This is a genomic window from Candidatus Termitispirillum reticulitermitis (genome assembly GCF_054655775.1).
Genome location: NZ_BAAIHG010000038.1, coordinates 1 through 12441 on the forward strand (window position 1 = coordinate 1; position 12441 = coordinate 12441).

Genomic DNA, 12441 nt, shown 5'->3' on the forward strand with positions numbered 1-12441 from the left:
TGATAAGCTTGCTGATATTATATCGTCTAATATGGGTGTTCCTATAGCGGAATCGCAGGCTCTACTGGAAACGAACTCTCCTATGGAGCGGCTCAAAAAGATATCGGAACATTTTAAGCGCAAACCAGCCTCGCGCGTATAGCCTGAAATCAATTCCATAAGAGCCTTTTTTGTAATGCTCACGTTAAAAGTATCCAGCCCCGTTTCCTCTAGTTGCCTTGGAACTATGTATTTTTCAGCAATAGCCAGTTTCTCTTCCTCAGTATATCCCGCTAACCTTATAATCTCCATCCTATCGCGCAACGGCGCAGGTATTGGGTCTAAAATATTAGCAGTAGCGATAAACATTACATTGCTCAAATCAAAAGGCAGGTTAATATAGTGGTCAACAAATGCCGCATTTTGAACGGGGTCTAACACTTCCAACAATGCACTTGACGGGTCACCGCGAACATCAGTGCCTAGCTTGTCTATCTCGTCAAGCATAAATACTGGATTGCTCGCCCCAGCTGTCTTCAGCCCCTGTATGATTTTACCGGGCAGTGCACCAATGTATGTGCGCCTGTGCCCGCGCACCTCCGCCTCATCACGCACACCGCCTAAGCTAATACGCACAAACTCACGCCCAATCGCCCGTGCAATAGACCGCCCAAGCGATGTTTTGCCCACACCGGGGGGACCCACAAGACACAAAATAGGACTTTTCATATTCTTCTTCAGTTTCCTGACAACTAGGTAATCTAATATACGCTCCTTTATCTCCTCCATCCCATAGTGGTCTTCATCAAGTATCCTTTGCGCCCGCTTCATATCCAGCCTACCACGCGAATGCTTGCTCCACGGCAACTCCACCAGCCAGTCTAAATATGTCCTGACAACACTGCTCTCCGAACTATCGTTATGCATAGTCGTAAGTCGCCGTAACTGCTTTCTCGCCTCTTTTTCAACATTTTCAGGCATCTTAGCTTCAGCAATCTTCTTACCATAATCATCCACATCGGCGGCGATATCTTCATCTTCGCCAAGCTCTTTATGTATTGCTTTCAGCTGTTCACGCAGGTAGTATTCGCGCTGGTTCTTGTCCATGCCTCCGCGCGTCTCGGTCGCAATCTTCTGTTGCACCTCTATTATTGCTAGTTCACGCTTAAAATGTTCCGATATCTTTTTGAGCCGCTCCATAGGAGAGTTCGTTTCCAGTAGAGCCTGCGATTCCGCTATAGGAACACCCATATTAGACGATATAATATCAGCAAGCTTATCAGACTCTTTAATAGTTTCAAGCATCTCCATAAAGTCAGGATATGCAGGCTTGCCCATATTCACAAGTTGCGCCAGTTGCTCCTTAACCGTGCGCATCTGCGCCTCGCTCTGATAGTCATTAGGCATTTCTATCTGATTAAAAGGCTCTACATCCACCATTATGGCGCCGTCATCACTGTTAAAGTTCTTAATAATAGCACGCTTAAGCCCGTGTATTAAGATTTTAACCTTGCCATCTGGCTGTTTCAACATTCTAAGTAATTGCCCCACCGTGCCTACACTATAGACATCTTCGTCAGCTTGCTCATTTGGAACAGGTTGAGCTACCACACGCTGAGTGGCAAACATTATTAAGCGGTTGCCCGACAGTGCTCTATCCACAGCCATAATGCTCTTATCCCTACCAACTACAATAGGCACTATCATATACGGGAATATTACAATGTCTTTAACTGGCAAGAGTGGCAGCCTATCTGGAATAATTAAATCATTTCCCATAGCAAAATTACTTCTCCCATCTGATATTCAAAACACCATCCATTAGTCTGGTGCTCACGTTCTTGGCATCTATCGGCTCGTCAAACGAAAATACACGTCTAAATGGCTTATACTGCCTCTCAGCTAGCAAGAAACTGCGTTCGCCAACACACTCTGGATAATACGGACGCTTAACCCCCTCAATAATCAATTTATTGCCATTGTTTGAGAGATACACATCCCCCCTATGTATACCGGGCATATCAAGCCTAATACTCACATAAGTTGCTGTCTCAATAATATCCATTGCAGGGAACATACCATCAGTCAACTCCTCGCTGGAATTGCTAGCATCCGCAAGAGAAACCACATCAAACGACCAGCTAAACATCTATAACCGCCCTATACACCAAACTCTTTATTAACTTCTTGGACTATGCGCTTATATTCGCCCGCTAGTTCTGGATTGGTTGCCGCAAAATGCATAGTAGCCTCTAACAGCCCTATCTTGTCGCCGCAGTCAAATCGCCTGCCCTCAAACTCATAGCCATATACACTGTTGCTCTGCGCCGCCTTTTGCAATGCACTGGTCAGCTGTATCTCGCCACCTTTATCGGGTTTAGTGCTCTTTAAGTTCTCCATCACATCAGGCGATAGCACGTACCTGCCCACAATGGCAAGGTTTGACGGCGGGTTTTCTTTCGGTTTTTCAACCATATCAACCAGTTTATGAAACCTGCTATCAGCAGACGAGCCAACCACAACTATCCCATATTTGCTAGTCTGAGCCGTAGGCACACGCATTAGCGACACAACACTAGAGCCTACCTTTTCGTATTGTTCTATAAGTTGTGCCATAACAGGTTTTTCTTTGGCAAAGAGTATATCATCGGGCAGGAATACCGCAAACGGCTCATCACCAACAATATCTTTAGCACACAGAATGGCATGCCCCAGCCCCAACATCTGTTTCTGGCGCACGTAAACAACATCTGCCATCTCGCTGATGCGTTTCATATCTTCATAAATCTTATCCTTGCCACTGTTTTTTAGGATTTGGTTTAGCTCCGTATTGTAGTCAAAATGGTCTTCCAGCGGTTTTTTAGAGCGACCTGACACGAATATAATCTGCTCAATGCCAGAGTTCACTGCCTCTTCAACTGCATACTGAATAAGCGGCTTGTCAACTAAAGTTATCATCTCTTTAGGTATCGCCTTAGTTGCCGGTAGCATGCGCGTGCCGTAGCCTGCGACTGGGAATACTGCTTTACGTATCTTTCTCATACTGCCTCCTCCCAAACATAAATAATGGTTAAAACTAAAATATACTTTACACTAGTGCAAAGGTGGCGTCAAGCTAGAAAAACTAAAAGAGCTGTATGGCTTGACACAACTACTAAATATTCTGCCCCTAGCTTTTTTTATAACAAGTGGTATAATAACCGCAAAATTGTCTACGAAACAAGACTGAGGGAGTTCAAACTATGGCACAGACTACGGGCAAATATAAGATTATCATTACCGACCATCTAGCCGAAGAGGGTTACGACATACTCCGCGCCGACCCAGACGTGAGTTTTGATGTCAAAGCGGGCATTAAAAACGCCGAACTAAAGGGAATATTGGGCGAATATGACGCTGTAATCACCCGTTCTGGCACTAACGTTAACGAAGAATTGCTTGAAAACACTGGCAACTTGAAGATAATCGGACGTGCCGGCGTTGGACTAGACAATGTAGATATTGAATGTGCCAGCAAAAAAGGACTGATTGTTATGAATGCCCCTACTGGCAACACATTAGCTGCTGCCGAACTGTCTATGGGTATGCTACTAGCCGCTGCGCGCAAGATACCCGATGCAAATACATCAGTAAAGGCGGGCGAATGGGACAGAAAACGCTTTATGGGCATCCAGCTGCATAATAAAACGCTTGGCATTATAGGTCTAGGGCGTATCGGTGGCACAGTTGCCGTGCGGGCGAAAGCGTTCGGTATGAAAGTAGTTACATTTGACCCATACATAAAACGCACCAGAGCGGACGCACTAGGTGTGGGAATTTGCGAAACGCTAGACGATATGTTGAAAGCCAGCGATATGATTACGCTCCACGTGCCACTGACTACTGAAACTAAACAGATGATTGGGGCGCGCGAAATAGCACTACTGAAAAAAGGAGCAATACTCATTAACTGCGCGCGTGGCGGGCTTGTAGATGATGAGGCATTATCAAAGGCAGTTTCTAGCGGGCAGTTGTTCTCTGCGGCTGTGGACGTATTTGACGAGGAGCCACCCAAACATTCACCATTGTTAAAGACTGATAATATATTTGTGACTCCGCATGTAGGTGCTAACACTGAGGAGGGGCAAAAGGGCGTGGCGGTTATCATCTGCGAACAGGTGTTGAATGCGCTCCACGACAGACCATACCACTATGCTGTTAATAGACCTTTTGCTAAACAGCAGTTGACTGACGATATGCAGAAATACTTTGACGTAAGCGAGTCGCTTGGGCGTATGGCAGCCCAGCTCACCAGTGGCAGGATTCACGAACTGCGTATAGTTATGACAGGCAAACGCTTTGAGGAAGATTTAGGCGAGCGCACATTTGACACGCCGTTCAGCTATCAGCCGTTCACGGTTGCACTATTAAAGGGTTTTTTAGAGCGATTTGCCCATATGCCAATCTCATACATCAACGCCCCCTACGTGGCAAAAGACCGTGGAATAGAGGTCATAGAGACTAAAATGGAAGAATACGAGGGCAAGCGCGACCATATAATATTGCTGGTAAAGACTGACGCAGGCGAAATACGTTACGCAGGCACGGTGTTCTCCGACGGGCTTGGCAGGATTGTAAATATCGGGCAGTTCAACCTAGACTTGATTGCTAGAGGGACGTATCTATATTTCAGAAACCACGATACCCCTGGTATAGTTGGCAAACTAGGCACAATACTAGGCGAGCATAAGATAAATATTGCTAACTTTGAACTGACGCGTATTAGTCAGGGTGGAGAGGCTGCTAGTTTTGTGCTGGTGGACGACCCTATTCCGCAGACTGTGCTGGACGTGCTTTATAAGCTACCCGGTATAATAGAGGCAAAAGTTATAAGCTTATAACAACTATGCATATACTAAAGATTATTGTAATAACAGCTTTTACCCTAGTGTTATCGTCAGGGTTGTGCTCTTGTGCTGGCTATGGTAATTACTCCGAAGTCTCTGTTATTGACCACTATATTGCCAAACAGGACGGCAAATATTCGCGCATTCATTATGGTGTAGTGGGCGGTAAGCTATATCTAGGTTATCAGAACATCACCACGCAAACTATGGCTAGCCTACAGGTGAAGGTGGCTATAAACACCGCGAACGATAACAATACTTTGTCATCGCCTGTTTCTAAAAGGGCAACAGTGCCAGTGGATGTTAATGGCGAACAGCTTTTTGCCCTGACACGTTCCGTGAAAGCTCTGCCTATGCGTTCACTTGTGCGCTTTGAGATTGAAATGCCCGCTAATAATAATGGCGTGATAGAAATTACAAGTTTCTTTACGCTGGCTGACAATGCGGGTATCCCGTCTGGGATAGGTGTTAAACCGCAGGGGTTTGCTGATGACAGGCTAGGTGCGAGTAGCGGTAATGTGCAGACAGACTATACATTGATTAAATTATTCTAGGGGGCAGGAATGTCTAAATACGCTTTGATTAGCGTGTCGGATAAGACTGGGGTAGAGACTTTTGCGCAGGGGCTTGCTGATGCGGGGTATAGCATTATCTCTACAGGCGGCACCGCTAAAGCATTGAAAGCCGCAGGCATTAAGGTGCAAGAAATATCTGATTTTACAGGCTTTCCAGAGATGTTAGACGGACGCGTAAAAACGCTACATCCACTGGTACATGGGGCAATCTTAAAGTTGCGAGATAATCCAGAGCATATCAAGACAGCAGAAACACACAAAATAGGCGATATTGACATTGTAGCAGTGAACTTGTATCCGTTTGAGGCGGTAGCGTCTAAAGCACATTCGTCTTTTGAAGAGATTATAGAAAACATTGACATCGGCGGTCCTGCTATGGTGCGGAGTGCCGCTAAAAACAACAAGTTCGTGACAATTGTTGTCCATGCTAGCGACTACGAACGGGTGTTGGCTGAAGTTCGCACGGGCGGGACGACTACGGCGGCGACTAGGCTAGAGCTTGCAGCAAAAGCATACTCTCACACATCAATGTATGATAGTATGATAGCGGGGTATCTGAATAGAAAGCTGGGCGTTAAGTTTCCGCAGGAGTTCACATTCGGCGGGCGACTGAAACAGGCTATGCGCTATGGGGAGAATCCACACCAAGATGCAGCGTTCTATCAAGTGCCGCTGTCGGGTAGTTTCGGGGTTGCTAATGCAGAGCAGTTGCATGGCAAAGAACTATCATATAATAATGTGGTGGATATACTTGCAGCTGTGGAGCTTACGCGTGAACTGGCGCACTTTGACGGGCGAAAGCGTAATGCAGCTGTGATTATCAAACATACTAACCCGTGCGGGGCTGCTACGGCAACTACTCTGGAACAGGCTTATGATGACGCCCTAGCTTGCGACCCATTGAGTGCATTTGGGGGGATTGTAGCTTTTAGCGGTGCGGTGGATGACGCACTGGCACAGAAGCTCAACGATATATTTTTAGAGGTGATAATAGCTCCTGATTTCACAGAAGGCGCGCTTGCTCTATTAACAAAGAAGAAAAATGTGCGACTTATGAAGACGCCACTTGATAAAAAGCCTAATAATATTGCGTCTGCGATACTTTGGACGGGGGACAGTTTCCTATTGCAAGATGCTGACAGCCATAGTTTTGCGTCATTTGAGGGGCTAGTTGTGCCTACAAAGCGCAAGCCTAGCAAGGACGAGCTGGCAAGTTTAGAGTTTGCATGGGTGGTTGCTAAATATGTGAAGTCAAATGCGATAGTATATGTGAGCGGAACGCGCACAATAGGCATAGGGGCGGGGCAGATGAGTCGCGTGGACTCGTCAAAGATAGCGTCTATTAAGGCTACTAATGCAAAACTATCACTTAAAGGTTGTGTTATGGCGAGCGATGCATTCTTCCCATTTAGAGATAGTGTAGATGAGGCGGCAGCACAGGGTATAGCAGCAATAGTCTCCCCTGGCGGCAGTGTGCGGGATAGTGAAGTTATACAGGCGGCAGACGAGGCGAATATCGCTATGGTATTCACCGATATAAGGCATTTTAGACACTAAAGGAAGAGGGCAGGTTTATTATGACGCGGTTTATTTTTGTGACGGGTGGGGTGGTATCATCGCTTGGCAAGGGGATGAGTGCGGCTACTGTCGGTGCGCTGTTGCGAGCGCACGGCTTCAAGGTGCGCATGCGCAAATTAGACCCATATCTTAACATTGACCCTGGCACTATGTCGCCACTACAGCACGGCGAAGTCTATGTAACAGAGGACGGCGCAGAGACCGACCTTGACCTTGGGCACTATGAACGATTCTTACACCAGTTCGCCCGCAGTGCCGACAGCACATCTGGTGGCAAAATATACAACAACGTGCTAGTGAAAGAGCGCAGGGGCGACTATCTCGGTGCTACCGTCCAGATGATACCGAACGTGACAGATGAGATAAAGGACTTTATACGCTCAGACTTAACCGATGAAGATTTTGTCATCTGCGAGGTGGGTGGCACGGTAGGCGACATTGAAAGTCTAGTATTTTTAGAGGCTATCCGCCAGTTTTCAAACGACATAAAGCGCAAAAATGCAATGTTCATACACCTGACATTGCTCCCATACATAGAAACTGCAAAGGAATTAAAGACAAAACCCACGCAACACTCAGTCCGTAATCTGCTGGAAAAGGGGATACAGCCCGATATGCTAATCTGCCGCTCTACCGTGCGACTTGCAGAGTCTGAACGCAAGAAAATCGCCCTGTTCTGCAACGTGGAGGCGGAAAACATAATCCCCGCACTAGATGTGGATAATGTCTATAAGTTACCACTCATCTACCGCGAGGAAGGCGTTGACACACGCCTGCTGGAATATTTCGGTATAGAATCTAAAACAGCTGATATGTCAGACTGGGAGCGGCTTGCCGAGCGCATAGACAATGTGTCAGGCGAGACTACGCTAGCGTTAGTTGTGAAATACGCTATGGACTCAGATGCTTACAAATCACTAAAAGAGGCGATTTACCATGCGGGGCTGATGAACGGCGTCAAGGTAAAAATCAAGTGGATAGATGCTGAAATGCTAGAAAATGTATCTGATGACGTAATAGCCGCACATTTTAAGGGTATCAAGGGGCTAATAGTGCCGGGGGGGTTCGGCGTGCGTGGCACTGAGGGGAAAATTAATGCCATTCGCTATGCTAGGGAGCATAAACTGCCGTATTTAGGTATCTGTCTTGGGATGCAGCTTGCTGTGATAGAGTTTGCTAGGCACGTAATGAATATTGATGATGCGGGTAGCACGGAGTTTGAGAGACCCTGCACGCCTGTAATATCGCTAATGACAGAGTGGAACAGGGACGGAGAGAAAGCTGTCAGGAGCAAAAACTCTAATATGGGTGGCACGCTGAGGCTAGGGGCTTATCCCTGTGTGTTAAAAGAGGGAACGGTTGCCCGCAGAGCCTATGGACAGCCTGAAATACGGGAACGTCACCGCCACCGCTACGAAATGAATATCGGTTATTTGCAACAGTTTGAAAAAGCGGGGCTTATAATATCGGGCAGGTCGCCAGACGGCGAACTGCCAGAGATGGTAGAGCTGGCAGGGTATCCGTTCTTTGTTGGCGTTCAGTTCCACCCAGAACTAAAATCTAACCCATTTGACGCACACCCGCTGTTTGTGGAGCTGGTAAAGAATATAAAGTAGCAACGGCTAAATCTATGAAAATAGCCCCAATAGGTTGCGTTTTTGAATGATATAGAATATAAGATAGTTATTGACAGGTAAAGCTCTATATTCCAGCTCAATAGGGGCAAGTGCTCTGTAGATAGGATGAGCAATTGGGCGACTGGCAGGTATTTGATTTCATAGAGCATATCTATGATTATTTGCCTGATACTCGCTTGCGCAGGGCAGAAAATACCTCGTTATGCGACAACATTTTTTTATCACTTGAGAAATTCCTCAAACAATTTTATACTATGATAAACAGTGAGGTGTTTTATGAATGCTATTGATTGCATTATGACGCGTAGGAGCATTAGACAGTATAAGGCAGGGGCTATCCCAGACGAGGATATTAAAAAAATATTACAGGCAGCGGGCAACGCTCCATCAGCGGCTAACCAGCAACCGTGGCACTTTGTTGTCATAACTGATAGAGACACCCTTGTTAAACTCTCTGAGATATTGAAGTTTGGCAAGATGTTGCCGCAAGCCGCATGTGCTGTGGTTATCTGCACATCTGGAGCTGAACTTACTTATAAGGAGCTTGCCATAGATGACTGTTCGGCGGCAACGCAGAACATATTGCTTGCAGCACATGCACTAGGCTACGGTGGCGTATGGCTAGGGGTGCACCACAAGGCAGAGTTTGAAAGCGCAGTAAAGAAGCTTCTAGCTGTTCCAGATGGCGGGCGGGTCTATGCTGCTGTATCGCTAGGAATCCCAAACGAAGAGAAAAAATCAGAGGCAAACTTAAAAGAAACTATGGTGCATAAAAACAAGTGGTAGAATATATGGCATATTGTCTAGTATGAACATGGAGTTTAACACAATATACAATATAAACTGCGTGTCATTGATGAAGTCAATGGACGATTGCGTCGTTGATTTAACCGTGACCTCGCCCCCGTATGACGAACTACGAAACTATAACGGCTACGTCTTTAACTGCGAGGAAATTGTCAGCCAGCTTTATAGAATTACTAAAAAGGGCGGTGTTGTTGTCTGGGTAGTGGGGGATAAAATCAACAAAGGCAATAGAACATTGACCAGTTTCAAACAGGCGTTGCTATTCCAGCAGACGGGATTTAACGTTCACGATGTTATGATATATAAAAAGAAAAATACCCCGTTTATGCGCTCCAACGCATATACGAGTTGCTACGAGTTTATGTTTATTCTCAGTAAGGGAACGCCCAAAACCTTTAACCCTATAATGGAAAAGACAGCTCGGCACGGGCTTGAAATGCTGGTGCATAACAAAGGGGCTGATGGCATCAACAAGAAAGTGTTGGCTGAATTAAAGCCCGAAAAGGTAAAGAACAACGTGTGGGAATATGCCGTAGGACTAAATGGCTCTACTAACGATAAGGATGCCTTTAAGCACCCTGCAATATTCCCTGAGAAATTAGCAGAAGACCATATATTAACGTGGACTAATCCAAATGATTTAGTCTTTGACCCAATGTGCGGTAGCGGAACGACCTGCAAAATGGCGAAGAAAAATGCAAGGCTTTATCTAGGTTGTGATATATCGGAGGACTACGTCAACATAGCCAACACACGGGTGAACAGGTGTCAGAAAGAAATTATTTACTTTTAATGTATTCTATAGCACTTTTAAGCAGTGCTATATCGTCCTTAAATCTGCCTAACCCAGTGTTGCAGCTGTCGCATATCCAAGCCCTTGCCTTTCCTGTTTCGTGATTATGGTCTAAAACTACCTTGCTGGTTAGCCCGGGTATGGTTACCTTTTTACAAATAGGGCATTGAAAAGCTTCCAAGTGTGGTTTTTTAGTTCCCCACACTTTTTTGTCTTCCGTTCTTAACGGCGCACCATCAATAACCTTGCGACAATCCCTACACGATGGACGCATTATGGCTCTATTATCTTTCTGGTTTTGATTTTTCTGAAAATTTTCAATACCAAGCAACTTGTGGCAAACATTACAAACTTTTTTATCGTGTAAATCGCCAGTTTGAACAGGATTAAAAAAACCTATATCGTTTTTAGAAACCTTTGCTTGTTTGTTGACAGCCATAAAATGCACTAGCACATAATCCTTGCTATGTTCTTTCACAATACCTATAAGATTTTTTGGCAAAATCACATCATCCGCTTGTATATCACGTTTAGCAAATACAAACTTTTCGTTTTGAGTTGTTTCAGTCATTTGAGCAACCCTGCAATATCAATATTTAGGGCGTTTGCTATTTTTAGCAAGCTAGACACAGTTATATTTCGCTCTGCTCGCTCAATCATACCTATATATGTCCTATGGACACCTGCCAATTCAGATAACCTTTCTTGAGATACACCCTTATATAACCTTTCACGTTTGATATTGTTGCCAACGGTAATATTGATGTCAGTCTTGCCTTTCATAAAACTCATTATTCTATATGAAAAATTATAAATCTACATACTATAGTTAGCAAAATTAGATTAAATCTCCCCTGCTTGCTCTGCTTTATGGAACTTCCTTGCGCTGCTGAAGCCTGATATTGCTGATATGGCAAATGCTAGTGCTATAAATATCTCTACGTAGCGGATATTGACAGCAACATTTAGCCCTAGTGCATCGCTGACATTGCTTAGTATCACCCAGTTGGCAATCTTATAGCACACAAGCGACAAAGCCGCACTGACAGTGCCTAACGTTGCTGCAGTCACTACAAAGGGTGAAACGATGAACGCCCGCGTGCCCCCGACTATACTATAAATGCGAATTGTCCGCCTATACCTATACAACGCCACGCTGATAGTGTGGTGAACTATTACAGTCGCTGATATGGCAAATATAGCCGCAATGACGACCATTAGAACACTGATGGCGAGCCTAGCGGTTTCTAGTTTGCGTGCCCACTCCCCGCCATAAGATACACTTTCAACACCCGTAATATTAGCAAGTTCAGCTGATAGTTTCTCCAATGCCTCTACATCTAGCTTGCTGTCTTTTAGTTTCAACAAAAAGAAAGTAGGGAACATCTCCTCTGGTAGCTCGTCTGCCCCGTTCACCCCAGCGGCGTTCGCTAGAACAAGCTGCTTAGACTCTTTGCTGTCATAGTAGTCAATAGCAATAGCAATTTTCTTCTCTTCCAGCATAATTCTTGCGCCATCAATCAGCGAGCTATCCGTCCCGTCCATATATACTCGGATATTATCGCTTCTAGTCGCCACCTCTGTGAAAGCCGCCACCCCAAAACCCAGCGCAAACAATATATGAAGTGCAACAAATAGAGCTGTCAATGCTAATACAGCTAAAACATCAGTCCTCACGTAGTGGACGAATAGGCGCAACCCGCGTAGCGTAGAGAATATAAATTTAGTAACCATTATGGCTTATCCTCCACTATGCGCCCTCTATCTAACGTAATCTGTCTATCGGGGTATTCCTCTACCATTAGTTTGTCGTGGGTTGCCATTATGACGGTAGCCCCATTTGCCCTAGCCTGCCAGAGCATACCCATTATATTACGGGCATTTTCAGCGTCTAGGTTGCCAGTCGGCTCGTCTGCTACGATAATCTTCGGTTCGTTGACAAGTGCCCTAGCTATTGCGACCCGCTGTTTCTCTCCGCCTGATAAGCTACCCGCAAGGGCATCTCGCAGTTCAAATATATCAAGCTGTTTTAAGATAGGCCAAATTCGTTCTCTTGCGCCGCTTTTCTTGAAGAAATAAATATCAAGTGCGAGGCGCACATTGTTAAAGACGCTCATATCGTCTATCAGGTTGAAATCTTGAAAGATGACGCCCACTTGTCTGCGCAGATGCGGTATTTTATCTTG

13 protein-coding genes and 1 pseudogene are annotated in these 12441 nt (G+C 45.4%); 7 read left to right on the forward strand and 7 right to left on the reverse strand.

Going from position 1 to position 12441, the window contains the following annotated elements; translation table 11 throughout:
* Positions 1–31: 31 nt before the first annotated feature.
* The gene (locus tag AC1MDJ_RS04995) at positions 32–142 is read left to right on the forward strand and encodes a hypothetical protein (RefSeq protein ID WP_479689868.1); all 111 of its coding nucleotides are present in this window, start codon (positions 32–34) and stop codon (positions 140–142) included.
* Here the strand turns inward: AC1MDJ_RS04995 and lon are convergent.
* From lon to galU, 3 genes and pseudogenes are all read right to left on the reverse strand, one after another.
* Positions 130–1758 (reverse strand): annotated as a pseudogene (gene lon / locus AC1MDJ_RS05000) (endopeptidase La); the annotation flags it as partial. The gene AC1MDJ_RS04995 and the pseudogene lon sit on opposite strands and share 13 nt — an antisense overlap.
* 7 nt (positions 1759–1765) lie before the next feature.
* Complete coding sequence (locus tag AC1MDJ_RS05005; RefSeq protein WP_479689856.1) at positions 1766–2128, reverse strand: Hsp20/alpha crystallin family protein; 363 nt, start codon at positions 2126–2128, stop codon at positions 1766–1768.
* Between the two features lie 11 nt (positions 2129–2139).
* Complete coding sequence (galU, locus tag AC1MDJ_RS05010) at positions 2140–3021, reverse strand: UTP--glucose-1-phosphate uridylyltransferase GalU (protein ID WP_479689857.1); 882 nt, start codon at positions 3019–3021, stop codon at positions 2140–2142.
* Positions 3022–3221: 200 nt separating this feature from the next.
* Between galU and serA the strand changes: the two genes are divergently transcribed.
* The 6 genes from serA to AC1MDJ_RS05040 all read left to right on the forward strand — a co-directional run bounded on the left by serA (position 3222) and on the right by AC1MDJ_RS05040 (position 10255).
* Positions 3222–4859, forward strand: coding sequence for a phosphoglycerate dehydrogenase (gene serA / locus AC1MDJ_RS05015; protein WP_479689858.1), 1638 nt, complete (start codon positions 3222–3224; stop codon positions 4857–4859).
* Between the two features lie 5 nt (positions 4860–4864).
* Complete coding sequence (locus AC1MDJ_RS05020) at positions 4865–5419, forward strand: hypothetical protein (protein ID WP_479689859.1); 555 nt, start codon at positions 4865–4867, stop codon at positions 5417–5419.
* Between the two features lie 9 nt (positions 5420–5428).
* Positions 5429–6997, forward strand: a complete 1569-nt coding sequence (gene purH / locus AC1MDJ_RS05025; protein WP_479689860.1) for a bifunctional phosphoribosylaminoimidazolecarboxamide formyltransferase/IMP cyclohydrolase — start codon at positions 5429–5431, stop codon at positions 6995–6997.
* 20 nt (positions 6998–7017) lie between these two features.
* A complete protein-coding gene (locus tag AC1MDJ_RS05030; protein ID WP_479689861.1) occupies positions 7018–8634 on the forward strand; it encodes a CTP synthase in 1617 nt (538 codons plus the stop codon).
* A 297-nt stretch (positions 8635–8931) separates the two neighbouring features.
* Positions 8932–9441: a nitroreductase family protein gene (locus AC1MDJ_RS05035; RefSeq protein WP_479689862.1), complete on the forward strand. Its 510-nt coding sequence runs from the start codon at positions 8932–8934 to the stop codon at positions 9439–9441.
* 79 nt (positions 9442–9520) lie between these two features.
* On the forward strand, positions 9521–10255 hold the full coding sequence (locus AC1MDJ_RS05040; RefSeq protein WP_479689863.1) for a DNA-methyltransferase: 735 nt from the start codon (positions 9521–9523) through the stop codon (positions 10253–10255).
* On the opposite strand, the gene AC1MDJ_RS05045 is transcribed toward AC1MDJ_RS05040, so the two are convergent.
* From AC1MDJ_RS05045 to AC1MDJ_RS05060, 4 genes are all read right to left on the reverse strand, one after another.
* Entirely contained in the window at positions 10242–10826 is a 585-nt protein-coding gene (locus AC1MDJ_RS05045; RefSeq protein ID WP_479689864.1) for an endonuclease VII domain-containing protein, read from the reverse strand. The two genes, AC1MDJ_RS05040 and AC1MDJ_RS05045, sit on opposite strands and share 14 nt — an antisense overlap.
* On the reverse strand, positions 10823–11038 hold the full coding sequence (locus tag AC1MDJ_RS05050; protein ID WP_479689865.1) for a helix-turn-helix domain-containing protein: 216 nt from the start codon (positions 11036–11038) through the stop codon (positions 10823–10825). The genes AC1MDJ_RS05045 and AC1MDJ_RS05050 overlap by 4 nt, the downstream gene beginning before the upstream one ends.
* 60 nt (positions 11039–11098) lie before the next feature.
* Positions 11099–11989 (reverse strand): cell division protein FtsX, encoded by an 891-nt coding sequence (locus tag AC1MDJ_RS05055; protein WP_479689866.1) that lies wholly within the window; start codon positions 11987–11989, stop codon positions 11099–11101.
* On the reverse strand, positions 11989–12441 hold a 453-nt coding region (locus AC1MDJ_RS05060; RefSeq protein ID WP_479689867.1), incomplete at its 5' end, for a cell division ATP-binding protein FtsE. The genes AC1MDJ_RS05055 and AC1MDJ_RS05060, both read right to left, overlap by 1 nt.